Here is a 15,871-nt window from a genome sequence, read left to right on the forward strand (position 1 = left end):
TTGAATAAAAGCTATCGGAAAATAATTATTTACTCTCATTATAAATACTACAAGCGTTTATACTCCAACAAATAATAATTTTAAAATATTCACTTAATTCATCTTCACTAATATCTACTTTACTACTATATTCAGCCACAAGTATTTCTATCATATCGCTCATTATTCCTGTACCAGATTGATTTTTATCCAATACCTTATAATATGTAGTTTTTATCTTACCTGGAATCACATTCTTTCTATCAAATGGCAGGTATGATGTATCTAATAGTATTTTATCCATTAATGGAAAGTACTCTGCTAAACTATTAAAATCTGTTACTAAGGTAGTGCAACATTTCATATTTTCAAATTTATTTTCTACATCTTTTTTTATATCTAGATTTTCTTCTTTGAATTCATATTCTTGAATTTGTGTACAAAAATCTAAAAGAAACTTTTGAAACTTCTCTATCTTTACCTTTGGTTGTATTAGTCTTTCTATTTCTTCATCTATGTCAGTTACTTCTCCAGAGTCATCTTTAATTTTTTTTAATCTTTCAAGTTCAAAATTCACTTGATCTTCCCTATTAATTTTCCTATGAATTTCATTATCTTTAGCCCAACTATTTATCCCATCAGACCACTTATGATATTCTATTGAACATGTAGATAAAATAAAATCAATATTACCAATTACTATACTTGCATCTGCGAAACTATCCTTCATATTTGCCCCACATACTATTGATCTAATATCCCTTTTGCCTTGTCCATAAAAATTAATATTACTTTTATGCATATGCCCACATAAATATAAATCAATATCATAATCATCAAATAAATAAACTAATGTTTCTTGTTCCTTATCATTAAAGCACTCTAATCCATGGTGACCTATTGCTATATTTACTTTATTACTTCCTTTTATTTTTCTAAGCTCTCGTATTAACTTTTTAGTATTAACACTTAATGATTCTTCTTCTTTTTCGCTTCCACATATTAAACATGTATTTAAATTAATAATATTAAAATCATCACGTTCATTTATGAAATGTAGATTTTCATACTTATCATCTCTATCTAAATATTCATTATGAAAATCCCAAAACTCCTTTTGATCATTAATTAAAATTCTTATAGCATCATCTGGTAAAGAATCTACTTTCTCTTTTATATTACCCGATGAAATTATTCCATCTATCATAAGGCTTCTAACTGAATTTCTTTTCAGGTCATGATTTCCTGGAATAATAAATATGTTTTCCTTATCCACTTCAACTATAGATGCTATAGTATCTATATATTCAGCTACATCTTTATAATTTCCTTGTCCTTTATATAACAGGTCTCCTGTTATAACCATAAAATCACATTTAACCTTTTCTTCCCTTAGATATTCAGGCAACATATCTCTTAACCATTGACTATCACAATTATCATATTGAAAATGTATATCTGATAATTGTATCCACTTCAAATTGTCCATCCTAATCCCCCTATAGTATTTATCTATCTATTTTACCATAATATAGGTAAAATGTTTACTCTGCACCTAAACTTATAAAAAATATAGCTATGCAACTATCTTTAGCATTTTGAAATTTAAATTATTATAATAAACTTTATTTTATATAATTTAATAAAAATTTATTTCTGTATTTTTTCATATTTCTTTTGCTTTGGTTTAAAATCTTCAAGTGGATTGAATTCATCAACAATATTAACAAGATCAGTAGGATTAAAAGCATAATATCTTTCAAGCATCTTCATGCTCTTATGTCCTGTAATTCTTTTTAGCATAACTGGTGACATTCCCTTTCTAACTGATAAAGTAATAAATGTATGCCTATATAAATGTAAACCATACCTTTTTACTCCTCGTCTTAATGAATAACGCTTTACAAGTGTTTGTAATACTGTTCTTTGAATCTGCTCACCATAAATATTACAAAATAAGAAATCTTCCTTTGATGCATTTCTAACCTGTATCCATTCACTTAATGCGATATGAAGCGATGATGGAATTGGAATAATACGAGCTTCTTTATTCTTAGTAACATTTAAAGTTATATAGCCTTGCTCTAAATTCACATCTTTTATTTTAAGAAATCTTAATTCCTGTGCTCTGATTCCAGTAGCAAGAAATGTACTTATAATTACCCATGCACGAAATTCACAAAAATCATTTGAAGTAGGTCTTTTTAATAAAGCTTCTAATTCTTCATGTGTATAGATCTCTTTAATTGTTTCCTGCTCAACCATATGAGTAAACTCAATCTTTTCATTAATATATCCCTTTTCCACTCCATATAAAATTGTTGGTGATATCTTAAATACATAACTATTTATAGTTGTGGCTTTATGTACCTTTTGTAAATGAAGATAGTAGTTATTTATAAGTTCCTGTGTTACGTCATAGCACATCAAATCATATCCAGCAAAATCAAGAAAATATCTTGTAGCATATTCATATCCCTTAATTGTTGTTTCAGTTAAATTTTTAATTTTACACGCTCTAACATATAATTCAAATAAACTTCTATAACTTATATTAGTTACTGCAAAATCTGATGATACTTTTCTTTTTCTTCTCTTAATTTCAGGTAATATTGTTTGTTCCATTGGCTCTTTCTTCATATGAAAGCCTCCTTTAAAATAAAAAAATAGGTAGTCATGATTGCCACTTTTTCAATAAAAATAGCTTTCTTAACTACCTACCTTATAAATTTATTAATTTAATTAAAACCTAGTAAAACTAAGAGTTTACAGTACTTTAAATCACTCGAATTCAATAGTTGCTGGTGGTTTTCCTGTGCAATCATAAAGCACACGGTTAACCCCTTTAACTTCATTTACTATTCTAGTTGTTACTTTTCCAAGGACTTCCCATGGAAGGTCAGCTGATTCTGCTGTCATAAAATCACTTGTAGTTACTGCACGAAGTGCAATTGCATAATCGTAAGTTCTTTCATCTCCCATTACACCTACTGATCTCATATTAGTAAGTGCTGCAAAGTATTGGCCTATTTCCTTATCAATACCAGCTTTTGCAATTTCCTCTCTGTAGATTGCATCAGCTTCTTGAACTATCTTAACTTTTTCAGCTGTTACTTCACCGATGATACGTATTCCAAGACCTGGTCCTGGGAATGGTTGTCTGTAAACTAATTTTTCAGGTATACCAAGCTCTAAACCTGCTTTACGTACTTCATCCTTGAATAATAATCTTAATGGTTCTATTATTTCTTTGAAATCTACATAGTCTGGAAGTCCTCCAACATTATGGTGTGACTTTATAACTGCAGATTTTCCAAGTCCACTTTCAATTACGTCTGGATAAATAGTTCCTTGTACTAAGAAGTCTACTGTTCCAATTTTCTTAGCTTCTTCTTCAAATACTCTTATAAACTCTTCTCCAATTATTTTTCTCTTTTGCTCTGGCTCTTCTACACCTTTTAATTTTTCATAGAATCTTTCTTGAGCATTTACACGAATAAAGTTTAAGTCATATTGTCCATTAGGTCCAAATACTTCTTCAACCTCATCTCCTTCATTTTTACGAAGTAAGCCATGATCAACAAATACACATGTTAATTGGTTTCCAACAGCTTTTGATAATAATACTGCTGCTACTGATGAATCAACACCACCTGATAATGCGCATAATACTTTACCATTTCCAACCTTTTCACGGATTTCTTCAATTGTTTTTTCTACAAATGAATCCATTTTCCAGTCACCAGCACATCCACAAACATTATATAAGAAGTTTGATATCATCTTTGTTCCTTCTTGTGTATGCATAACCTCTGGATGGAATTGTACTGCATATAGATTTTTCTCTTCGTATTCCATAGCCGCTACTGGACATACTGGTGTATTACCTACTACTTTAAATCCTTCTGGTGCTTTTTCTATGTAATCTGTGTGACTCATCCAACAAATTGTAGATGGTGATACACCTTCAAAAATCTTAGAATCTATTTTAACATCAACTTTTGTCTTACCATATTCACTTACAGGTGCAGTAGCAACTTTACCTCCAAGCATATGTGCCATTAATTGTGAACCATAGCAAATTCCAAATATAGGGATTCCAGCTTCAAATAAAGATTTATCACATAAAGGAGAATCTTCACCATATACACTGTTTGGTCCTCCTGTAAATATAATTCCCTTTGGATTCATTTCTCTTATTTCATCCACACTTAAAGTATATGGATGAACTTCACAATAAACTCCACATTCTCTAACTCTTCTAGCTATTAATTGATTATATTGACCACCAAAGTCAATTACTAAAACTAATTCTTTTTTCATTGGCCCCTCCAACGTAATTTATTTGAATAAACTTACTATATATAAGTCTAATGGAAAACTCCTATATTGACAATTAACAATTAGGAAATAATTTTTTGAAATTTACTTAACCTAAATTTATTTAAAAATTCAATTTATTGAGTTTTCCCCTTAATTATTCATTATCAATTATTAATTATACATTTATAGTAAATATGCTTACCTATTTACTATAATTTGGTGCTTCTTTAGTTATATTAACATCATGTGGATGGCTTTCTCTTATTCCTGATGATGTTTGAACTACAAACTTAGCATTTTCATATAAGCTTTCTAGATTTGCTGCTCCTAAGTATCCCATTCCTGATCTTATTCCACCTAATAATTGATATATTGTATCTGCTACATAACCTTTATATGCAACTCTTCCTTCAATACCTTCTGGAACAAATTTCTTAGTTCCATTTTGGAAGTATCTATCACTTGATCCTTTTTCCATAGCTCCAAGAGATCCCATTCCTCTATATACCTTGTAGCTTCTTCCTTGGTATACTTCCATAGCTCCTGGTGCTTCTTCACAACCAGCAAACATAGATCCCATCATAGCTACTGATGCTCCACCAGCTAATGCTTTAACTATATCCCCTGAATATTTTAATCCACCGTCAGCAATCACAGGGACTCCATGTTTTCTTCCTTCTTCTGCACAATCCATAACAGCAGTTAATTGAGGAACCCCAACACCAGCAACTATTCTTGTTGTACAAATTGATCCAGGTCCGATTCCCACCTTAACACAATCAGCTCCAGCTTCAATTAAATCCCTAGTTGCTTCAGCAGTTGCAACATTTCCAGCTATTATTTGAAGTTCTGGATGTTTATCTTTTATTCTTCTTACTGCATCCATAACACCTTTAGAATGTCCATGTGCTGTATCTAATGTAATAACATCAACCTTTGCTTTAACTAAAGCATCTACTCTATCCATCATATCCTTAGTAATACCAACTGATGCTCCACATAATAATCTTCCCTTAGAATCCTTTGCAGCATTTGGAAATGCCTTTGCTTTTTCTATATCCTTAATAGTTATTAATCCCTTTAAGTTATTTTCATTATCCACTAATGGTAATTTTTCTATTTTATGCTTCTTTAATATTTCAAGAGCTTCTTCTAAAGTCGTTCCTTCAGTAGAAGTTATAAGTGGACTCTTAGTCATAACTTCTGAAATTAATCTATCATAATTTGTTTCAAAAACTATATCTCTATTAGTTATTATTCCAACTAGCTTAGTTCCTCTTGTTATTGGAACACCAGAAATTCTATATTGAGCCATAAGTTCTTGAGCTTGTCTAACTGTATGTTCTTCTGATAAGAATATAGGATCTGTAATTACTCCATTTTCTTGTCTCTTAACTCTATCTACTTCTTTCGCTTGCTCTTCTATAGTCATATTCTTATGAATAATACCGATTCCGCCTTCTCTAGCAATAGCAATAGCCATCTTAGATTCTGTTACTGTATCCATACTTGCACTCATTAAAGGAATATTTAATGTTATTTTCTTAGTTAATTTAGTTTTTAAACTAACCTCATTAGGTAAAACCTCAGATTTATTTGGTACTAATAGTACATCGTCAAAAGTATAAGCAGTTTTAATAATTGTTGCCATTGTTCTTCCTCCTTTAAATGATTTTTTTCTTTCATTATATTTTTAATATGAATATAATTATTCATTTCAGTTCTATTTTTATGTATAAAAAAAAGCATATTAATCTTCTAAGTGAAGTTAATATGCCTAACTCTACATAATAATATATATAGATATAGTATACCAAAATCACTCATAGTCGGAAATTTAAGGTTTCCGGTAGATACTCTCTGCCATATTCAGAGGATATACGAGTTTTTTATCTAACTATTCTTAATTTATAGATATTATATATCTAGCCCTTATACTTGTCAATAATATTGCAATTTATAATTCAAATATTTATTTTTCTTTTTTGAAGATTCTTTCATTTTAATTACTAATAAACTTATACCCCTTCTTATGAACATTCTAATTTTATATCTCAATAAAAAAGTTAGACTATAAATTTTACTTATATAAGCATTATTCAGCTTTATCTGGGAATAACTCTTCTTCATCAACTGAGGATGAAACACTTACATTTCCATTAGTTTCTATTGATATTGTAAAATCTCCATCTTTATTACTCAACTTTGGAACCACTTGCAAATAATTTCTAATTTTTTCTGCTTTTGAATCTTTAGCATTAAGATTAATTGTTAATTTTCCACTCTTTTCTGGAGTTATTTCTCCATCTGCAATTAATGATGTTGTTACTGTTGCAATAGCTTTTGCATTTGCTATATCTGATTTTTTATTTGCACTTTCTCTAATATCTCCAAATTTAGGAATAGTTATAGCTGATAGTATTGCAATAATTGCTAGAACTATAATAAGTTCAATAATTGTAAATCCTTTCTTCTTTTTCCTTATCATATTAACACCTCCTTCTTTTTTAATTTCATTATCACCTCTTAGCTTTAAATCTTTTATGTCAATATATAATTTTATCAATTTAAGTAGTCCATTAATTAATTTCAACGATATAATAATATATATTTTAAATAGTTATTTTGTAGCGAATTATATTTTTATAATTTTATTGATTATCATTCATATATACAAATTCATATATAGTACCAATAATCTTTCTCCCATAAATATACACATTAAAGTTCCCATTGCTATATATGGACCAAATGCAATCTCTGATTTTCTATCCTTAAATTTTAAAATTAAAACTATCGAAGCAACTATACCACCTAATATTATTGCCAAGAATAAAGTTACTAATACTCCTTTTATTCCTACAAAAAGTCCGCAAATTCCGGCAATATCCGCATCTCCATTCCCCATGCCTCCTGTTAATGACACTATCAAAAATATAATTCCATATCCAATTAAACCACCTAGTAAGCTATTTAATATCTTTATTTCACCTAAATATGATCCAATTGTTATATAAATTATTGCTAGTAATACTCCTACTAAAGTTGTAGATGAGTATATATACTTACTTTCTAAATCTATAATTGAGATTACTATTAGTAATGAAGTTAGTAAGCAATAAAAAACAAAGTTAACACTGAATCCGTATTTTCCAAATAATAATAAATATAATAATGCATTTAATATTTCTATTAATGGATATTTTATAGATATCTTATCTTTACATTTTCTGCATCTTCCTCTTAAAAATATATAACTAAGTACCGGAACTAACTCATAAGCCTTAAGCTCATGCCCACATCTAGTACAATGAGATCCTGGAAATGCTATTGATTCTTCTTTTTGTATCCTATAGATACACATATTTAAAAAACTCCCTATACATAATCCTAAAATTAAAACCCAAAAATACATATATACTCCTCATTTATCAAAATTTATATTTTAATATTGTTATTTTATATTCTTTCCAATTTAATAATAAAAAAAACATATCGTTAAAAATTACGATACATTTTTTACAAAACAATATGTTATTTTCTTTATTTAATCTTCACAAAATTTCCTTCTCTATTAATTTCAAAATCTACTTCATTATTCAGTATTTTTCGTGCATCTGCTATAGTTAAAGATTCTATACTATTAAAATCATCTATATCGCTATATTTTTCTAATGCTTGTAGTTTTGATCCATTTTCACTTTTAATATTTGATATAGTATCTGTTTCTTCAATATCTATGGATTCATTTATTTCAACAGTTTCCACCGTTAATATTAATTCTCTTATAGAGTCCTTAATTTCTACCTTCTTAATAGTATTTTTATAATTAATATAACTAATAATTAAAGTTGAAGATAATATAATTATTAAAATTGTAATTATTATCTTTCTTATTCTAATAATTTTTTGTTTTCTACTTTTCTTTGTCATAATATCCTCCAACTTTTATAATTCTTAAATAATTATAGATTAAAGTTGAAATTATATCAATATAATATGTAAACTTAAATATACAAAAAGAGCTGCCATAAACGACAGCTCTTTAATGTAAAATTGTGCAACAGCACACTTATCTATCTTAAATTTTAGTACATTCCGTCCATTCCCATTCCTGGTGCTCCTGGCATTGGAGAATCCTTTTGAGGAATATCTACTACAGCAGCTTCTGTAGTTAAGAATGTTGATGCTACTGAAGCAGCATTTTGAAGTGCTGATCTTGTAACCTTAGTTGGGTCAACTATACCAGCCTTTATCATATTTACATACTCATCTCTTAAAGCATCGTAACCAACACCTGCTTCACAGCCCTTAACATGTTCAATAATTACTGAACCTTCAAGTCCTGCATTAGTTGCAATTTGTCTCATTGGTTCTTCTAATGCTCTAACTATAATGTTAATACCAACTTGAGTATCTGGTACATCTGAAGTTACTTTATTTACTTCATTTATAATATTAGCGTAAGCAGCTCCACCACCTGGAACTATTCCTTCTTCAACAGCTGCCTTTGTTGCTGCTAAAGCATCTTCTATTCTTAATTTCTTTTCTTTTAATTCTGTTTCTGTTGCAGCTCCAACTTTAATTACTGCTACACCACCAGCAAGTTTAGCTAATCTTTCTGTTAATTTTTCTTTATCAAATTCAGAAGTAGTTTCTTCTATTTGAGCTCTTATTTGCGCTACTCTTTCCTTAATAGCTTCGCTATTTCCTTTTCCATTAACTATAGTAGTATTTTCTTTTGTAACCTTTACGCTTTCGCATTGTCCAAGCATATCTAAAGTTACTTCCTTTATGTCTATGCCAAGCTCTTCAGATATAACAGTACCACCTGTTAATATAGCTATGTCTTGTAGCATTTCTTTTCTTCTATCTCCAAAGCCTGGTGCTTTTACAGCTACACATGTGAAAGTTCCTCTTAATTTATTAACTACTAATGTAGTCATAGCATCTCCTTCAACATCTTCAGCTATAATAAGTAATTTCTTACCTTGTTGAACTATTTGTTCTAATATTGGAAGTAATTCTTGAATGTTTGAAATCTTCTTATCAGCAATTAAAATTAATGGGCTATCTAAAACAGCTTCCATTTTTTCAGTATCTGTTACCATGTAAGCTGATACATATCCTCTATCAAATTGCATACCTTCAACTACATCTAGTTCAGTACCCATTGATTTTGATTCTTCAACAGTGATAACACCTTCGTTACCTACCTTTTCCATTGCATCTGATATTAACTTACCAACTTCTTCATCTGCTGCTGAAATAGCTGCAACTCTTGCAATATCTTCTTTTCCATTAACAGGTTTAGAAATCTTCTTAATTTCATCAACAGCCTTATCTACAGCCATCTTAATACCATTTCTAATTAATATTGGATTTGCTCCAGCAGTAACATTCTTTAAACCTTCTCTAATTATTGCTTGTGCTAAAAGAGTTGCTGTTGTAGTACCATCCCCTGCAACATCATTAGTCTTAGTTGCAACTTCCTTAACTAATTGAGCTCCCATATTTTCATATGGATCTTCTAATTCAATTTCTCTTGCAATTGAAACACCATCATTAGTTATTAAAGGTGCTCCAAATTTTTTATCTAAAACAACGTTTCTTCCTTTTGGTCCTAATGTAACCTTAACAGTATCAGCTAATGTATCAACACCAATTTGCATTGATCTTCTAGCTTCTTCACTAAATTTAATCATCTTTGCCATAATTAATTCCTCCCTTATTCAACTATTGCTAAAATATCATCTTGTTTTAAAATAGTGTATTCTTCACCATCAACCTTAACTTCAGTTCCTGCATACTTTGAATAAAGTACTTTGTCTCCAACCTTTACTTCCATAGCTACTCTATTTCCATCTACTATAGCTCCTGGTCCAACTGCAACAACTTTTGCTTCTTGTGGTCTTTCCTTTGCTGTTCCAGTTAAAACAATTCCACTTTTTGTTGTTTCTTCTGCTTCTAATTTCTTGATAACTACTCTATCTGCTAGTGGTTTGATATTCATAAAAAAATCCCTCCTATTTTATAACTAAATTGATTACCCTTTTATATTAGCACTCATCATCATTTAGTGCTAACAATTTTATAATAAGCTTTTACTTTAGTTTTTTCAAACAGTACACTTTATATTTTTGACTTAAAATAAATAAATATTACCATTTTTCATAAATTACTTTCCATTTTCTTAAACTTATATCTATTTACTCCTTTTTAAGCACTATTTTATTATATGTAAAAATATAATATTTAAGACTATATTCTTTTGTAAATAAAAACCCAGCAAAAGCTGAGTTTTTACTAATTATCTTCTTTCTAAATCTATGCCTTCGTACTCTTTTAATTTTTCATTAGCAGTAACTGATTTCCTAGTTGCTTGTGCATTAGTTTTATTAAATACTCCTTTAGATTTAAATGGAGTAACTAATGTTCCAGCTCCATTGATACAACCACCTTCACACATCATTCCTTCAATAAAGTTTCCTTGAAGCTTACCTATCTTAGCCATAGTCATAGCTTTCTTAATTTCAGTTCCACCAGAAGCTTTAACTGGAGCAAAGTTAACTTCTAGCCCCTGACTTCTAATATAGTTTTCAATAGCAGCTGTTAAACCTCCATGGGCCCCAAACCCTCTTCCATAAATTGAAGCTTCATCAACTACTTCATCTTCACAGTTTTCGACATCAATTTCAAAAGCACTAAACAAAGCTAATAATTCTTCAAAAGTTAGAACGTAATCTACAGCACCTCTTAATGATTCTTTAGCAGCTTCGCTTTTTTTAGCAGTACAAGGCCCTATGAAAACTACTTCCGTTTCTGGATCAATATTCTTAATATATCTTGCTATAGCTATCATTGGTGATACTGTTCCAGAAACTCTTTCTATTTCTGATGGCATAGTCTTTTCTATATAATTTAAAAATCCTGGACAACAAGAATTAGTCATATATTTATCTCCAGCTTCCATTCTTTCTATAAATTCATTGCTTTCATGGACTGTCACTGCATCTGCTCCACAAGCAGCCTCTAGCATATCTTCAAATCCTAATTTCTTAATAGCATTTTTAATTTTCCCATAACTAATCTTAGCTCCAAACTGCCCAGTAATAGCCGGAGCAACTATTGCATACATTTTTCTTCCTTTTGAAAGTTTTGTTGCCACTGGGACTATTAAACTCTTATCTGATATAGCTCCAAAAGGGCATGCACTCATACATCTACCACAATTTACACAAAGATCTTCTTTTATCATAGCCCTTCTATCACTTTCATTTATATCTAAGGCACCTGTAGGACAAACTTTCTTGCAAGGCCTCATAACTTCAGCAATTGCATTGTAAGGACATGCATTCTTACACATTCCACATTCTTTACATAATTCTTGATTAATATAAGCCCTTCCACCTGCATAAGTTATAGCGCCAAAATTGCAGGCCTCATTACATTTATGTGCAATACAATTCCTACAGGAATCTGTAATACTAAACTTATTGATTGGACATCTATCACAAGCTGCCTCTATAACATAAATGATTTGATCATCCTCTTTAATATCAACAAATTCATCATCTACGCTATCCCCATTTGCTAAATACCCTGCTGCAAGTTTTGCTCTTTCTAAAACAATAGCTCTTTCCTTATAAACGCAACATCTATACATAGCCTTGTTACCTTGTATAATTTCATACGGAATTCTTTCTATTGATTCAACAGTTAAGTTATCATCCTTAGCTAGTCTTGCAACTTCTGTTAAAACCTCATACTTTAATTTTTTTAACTGAGTCTCAAATTGAAACATACCAAAACCCTCCTATATAAATTAATATAATTCAATACCACCTATTATTATATCAGTTAATTTATCCCAAATGTTATATTAATAATATTCGAAGTAAAGATGATAAAATATTTATTTATAAAGAAAAATTTATATGTTTCAATTAAAGTTTTTATAACCTAACTCACTTTTCCATCTATAGCATAAATATAATCATCTATATATTCACAAATTCTATCCTTTAATAATTCTTCAACCTTTGGTGATAACTCACCATTTCTTACTTTTTTATATTGCTCATGCATAAATTGGCTAATAAGAGTAATAGGTATTTCAATATTACTTAAATTATTTATAAGCTTCTCTAAAGCTAAATTCACTTCCTCCTTAGGCATATAATACCTAGCTCTATCAGACAAGCTATACTTTCTTTCTAACCTAATTTTCGATTCAGTTCCAATATAATGATTTATCCAATCCTTTGGCTCCTTTTCCATTGAAGAATCTAAAATATCTATAAAATTAGATAGTTCTATATTTGAATCAGATTTAAACATTTCATTTTCTATATGATTTAATGCAAATACAGCTTCTCTGAATCCATAAGTAAAAGCTGGTCCAACTTTCAATATAGCAAAGCCATCTTCAACCATTTGTCGTAAAGCTTTTTGAGTTTGATAATCTGTTGAATGTGCTTCAAAAACTAAATTTGGATAATCCTTCAACGCATTACTTAAATCTCTTGCTTCTTCTCTGTTATAGTCCCAAATATCACTACTGCCAAACTCAACGCCTGGTTGTACTACAATACCAACTACATATTGAAATGCTTCTTCTAATCCGAAAGCATAAAAAGTATTTTTAAAAGTTTCTATAGTTCTCTTAAAATCCTCTATCTTAGTTACAGTAGGCCCTTCTTCCTCCTCTTGTGCTCCCCCTGGAATTGGAACTTCGCTTCCTATAATATAAACTGGATGAATAGCATTTTCATTATCTTTCTTTAAGTTTAAATAAGCCCTTTCTGCAACCTTACACAATTCTGCCGCCCTATATGATATTAAGTCGTCACCAAAAATATTCCCCTCTATATCTCCTAATAGTGGCATACTTGTATCAATATGAATTTTAGTAAATCCAGCCAATACATATTCTTTTATTAGCTTTTTTGCATTATTCATCGCCTCTCCAGAATCTATATTTTTCCATGTTAAAGGACCTAAATGATCTCCCCCTAATATTATTCTCTCTTTAGGAAAAGATACTTTATCAGCTAACTCATATATATAATTAACATAATCTTTTGGAGTCATTCCAGTATAACCACCAAATTGATCTACTTGATTAGCTGTTGCTTCTACTACTAAAGGCATATCTTTATCTAAGATCCTTGTCATTGCAGCTTCAATTACATAACTATTCGAACAACATACTGAGAATACCCCTTCAATATTCCCACTTTTATACCTATTAACCATACCCTTTATTTGATTCATAAAACCCACCCTCTCAAAATTCTTATTTTCTATATAAAATGAAAGAAAATAATACTTAAGTTTTCACCTTCATATTATTTTCTCTCTAGTTTATTATATTTTATTAAGCTTTATTATTACTTCCACAAACCATTATTTTGTGTGCAACTACTTTCTTCATAGCTTCTTTTCCTGGTGTCATATATTTTCTTGGATCATTAGCATTAGGATTTTCTATAAAGTATTTCTTTACTGCATCTGAAAATGGAATCTTTAAATCAGTTGCCACATTTACTTTACATATTCCAAGTGATATTGCTTTTTTAACTAATTCATCTGGTACATCTGATGCTCCATGTAATACTAATGGTACATCTACTACATCTCTTATTTCCTTTAATCTATCTAAATCTAATTTTGCTTCTCCATGATATAATCCATGTGCTGTTCCAATTGCTACTGCTAATGAATCTATTCCTGTTCTTTCTACATATTCCTTTGCTTGCTTTGGATTAGTATACTTACTATCTTTTTCATCTACTACTAAGTCATCTTCTTGTCCACCTAATCTACCTAGTTCAGCTTCTACTGTTGCATCATATTTATGCGCATATTCAACTACCTTTTTAACTGTTTCTATATTTTCTTCAAAAGGTGCATGAGATGCATCTATCATTGTTGATTTAAATCCTAAATCAACGAAGTGTTTTATTTCATCTATTACCTCAAAATGATCTAAGTGTATTGCAATTGGAATATTATATTTTTCAGCTGCTGCTTCTGCCATTGCTACTATAAACTCTCCTCCTGCATATTCAATAGTTGATGGAGTTCCTGCAAGTATTACTGGTGATTTCAGTTCTGCTGCTGTTTCTACAACTACCTCTAATGTTTCTAAGTTATGAATGTTAAAGGCCGGTACTGCATATCCTTCTCTTTGAGCTTTTTTTAGCATTTCTCTTGTTGATAATATTTTCATATTACTTCAACTCCTTTTTGTAAAATTTAAATTCTCTACTCTTAGTGTTTTCTCATCATTAGTAATTTATTTGCTTGTAAAAAATTTGATTACTTTTTATTTAAATAATAGAAAGTAAAACAATTCATTGCCTAAATGTTTTATTTATTATATTTATGAATAATTACCCCTTTTACTACTCTATTTACAGTTCCATCTGGTCTTGGATTATCTGGTGATATTCCTAATTTTAATGAACTAAATAACCCAAACATCTGACCAAATAACATATAATTAAATACTGTGAATACTTCCGGAATTGCTTGTCCATCTATTTCTATATATTTATTACATAATCCATTTAATTCTTCATTTTTTCTATAACTAATTACTGCTAATTTATGATCTCCTGAATCTCCACTTATTTCTTTGATTAAATCTATATCATAAAGGTTTGTATATTTATTTGTTGAGTTCATAAATATAACTAGTGTATTATCATTTATTATTGATTTAGGTCCATGCCTAAAACCAAGTACAGATTCACATACCGTAACTTTTTTCCCACTTGTAAGCTCAAGATTTTTAAGAGCCATTTCTTGACATAATCCTTTTAATATTCCAGACCCTAAATAAACTATTCTTTCTGAATCATAATCTACTAATTCTTTTACATCTTGCCATTTATTTTCTAGAATCTCATTCCCTTGATTAACTACTATATCTACATACTTTTTATTTTTATCTATATTTTCTATATCAAAACTTAATAATGTTGCTAATAACATACAACTAAAGGAGCTTGTCATAGCAAAGCTTTTATCATTAGAAAGCTCAGGCATTAATAAGCAAAGATTATTATTACAATCTCTAGCCTTTTTAGCTAACTCCCCCTCCTTATTACAGGTAATTACAAGTTGTGATATATCTTTTATATTTTCTTGAAATATATCATATGCTCCAACACTCTCTGGACTATTTCCTGATCTAGCGTAAGAAACTAATATAGTTGGTGTATCTTCCTCAATAAATTCGTATGGATTTGATACTAGATCAGTTGTAGCTATTGCTTCTACTCTTAAATTCAACGTCTTTGCTAAATGCAAGTAAGCTGTATCACCTACATAATCTGATGTTCCTGCTCCAGTTAGAATTATTCTAGTATTAGATTTAAGCCTTCTCTTAAAAAAATCTTTTATCGTCTCCTCATTTTCCTTTACTATATTGTATGTTTCTAACCACAGTTTTGGTTGTTGCTTTATTTCAGTTGCAGTATAAGTTGCACCTAAAGCATTAATTTTGTCCATTTCCATTCCAAAAATCATTTTAATACCTCCCAAACTGATAATGTTGTCA

Annotated in this window: 13 protein-coding genes and 1 riboswitch; all 13 genes read right to left on the bottom strand. The window is 29.8% G+C overall.

The annotated features are described in order from the left end of the window. Positions 1 to 25 precede the first annotated feature (25 nt). Entirely contained in the window at positions 26 to 1,468 is a 1,443-nt protein-coding gene (locus tag ACQPUY_RS08145) for a metallophosphoesterase family protein (RefSeq protein WP_430840652.1), read from the bottom strand. A gap of 161 nt (positions 1,469 to 1,629) precedes the next feature. Next, a complete protein-coding gene (locus ACQPUY_RS08150) occupies positions 1,630 to 2,619 on the bottom strand; it encodes a tyrosine-type recombinase/integrase (protein ID WP_430840653.1) in 990 nt (329 codons plus the stop codon). 141 nt (positions 2,620 to 2,760) lie between these two features. Beyond that, the gene (guaA, locus tag ACQPUY_RS08155) at positions 2,761 to 4,302 is read right to left on the bottom strand and encodes a glutamine-hydrolyzing GMP synthase (RefSeq protein WP_430840654.1); all 1,542 of its coding nucleotides are present in this window, start codon (positions 4,300 to 4,302) and stop codon (positions 2,761 to 2,763) included. Between the two features lie 202 nt (positions 4,303 to 4,504). Then, positions 4,505 to 5,953 carry an IMP dehydrogenase gene (guaB, locus tag ACQPUY_RS08160; protein WP_430840655.1) on the bottom strand — a complete coding sequence of 483 codons (1,449 nt, stop codon included), beginning with the start codon at positions 5,951 to 5,953 and terminating at the stop codon, positions 4,505 to 4,507. 155 nt (positions 5,954 to 6,108) lie between these two features. After that, positions 6,109 to 6,206, bottom strand: a riboswitch (purine riboswitch). A gap of 191 nt (positions 6,207 to 6,397) precedes the next feature. Beyond that, complete coding sequence (locus ACQPUY_RS08165; protein WP_430840656.1) at positions 6,398 to 6,790, bottom strand: type II secretion system protein; 393 nt, start codon at positions 6,788 to 6,790, stop codon at positions 6,398 to 6,400. Between the two features lie 177 nt (positions 6,791 to 6,967). Beyond that, entirely contained in the window at positions 6,968 to 7,717 is a 750-nt protein-coding gene (locus ACQPUY_RS08170; RefSeq protein ID WP_430840657.1) for a prepilin peptidase, read from the bottom strand. Between the two features lie 128 nt (positions 7,718 to 7,845). Beyond that, positions 7,846 to 8,235, bottom strand: coding sequence for a hypothetical protein (locus ACQPUY_RS08175; protein ID WP_430840658.1), 390 nt, complete (start codon positions 8,233 to 8,235; stop codon positions 7,846 to 7,848). A 155-nt stretch (positions 8,236 to 8,390) separates the two neighbouring features. Further along, positions 8,391 to 10,016: a chaperonin GroEL gene (gene groL, locus ACQPUY_RS08180; RefSeq protein ID WP_430840659.1), complete on the bottom strand. Its 1,626-nt coding sequence runs from the start codon at positions 10,014 to 10,016 to the stop codon at positions 8,391 to 8,393. 14 nt (positions 10,017 to 10,030) lie between these two features. Further along, entirely contained in the window at positions 10,031 to 10,315 is a 285-nt protein-coding gene (gene groES, locus ACQPUY_RS08185) for a co-chaperone GroES (RefSeq protein WP_430840660.1), read from the bottom strand. A gap of 297 nt (positions 10,316 to 10,612) precedes the next feature. Next, complete coding sequence (locus tag ACQPUY_RS08190) at positions 10,613 to 12,106, bottom strand: 4Fe-4S dicluster domain-containing protein (RefSeq protein WP_430840661.1); 1,494 nt, start codon at positions 12,104 to 12,106, stop codon at positions 10,613 to 10,615. Positions 12,107 to 12,264: 158 nt separating this feature from the next. Next, a complete protein-coding gene (locus ACQPUY_RS08195; RefSeq protein ID WP_430840662.1) occupies positions 12,265 to 13,578 on the bottom strand; it encodes a class II D-tagatose-bisphosphate aldolase non-catalytic subunit in 1,314 nt (437 codons plus the stop codon). Positions 13,579 to 13,681: 103 nt separating this feature from the next. Continuing rightward, the gene (locus ACQPUY_RS08200) at positions 13,682 to 14,536 is read right to left on the bottom strand and encodes a tagatose bisphosphate family class II aldolase (protein ID WP_430840663.1); all 855 of its coding nucleotides are present in this window, start codon (positions 14,534 to 14,536) and stop codon (positions 13,682 to 13,684) included. 140 nt (positions 14,537 to 14,676) lie between these two features. After that, entirely contained in the window at positions 14,677 to 15,840 is a 1,164-nt protein-coding gene (locus ACQPUY_RS08205) for an SIS domain-containing protein (RefSeq protein WP_430840664.1), read from the bottom strand. Positions 15,841 to 15,871: the final 31 nt, after the last annotated feature.

The organism is Clostridium nigeriense, assembly GCF_050585245.1.
Lineage (GTDB): Bacteria > Bacillota > Clostridia > Clostridiales > Clostridiaceae > Clostridium > Clostridium nigeriense_A.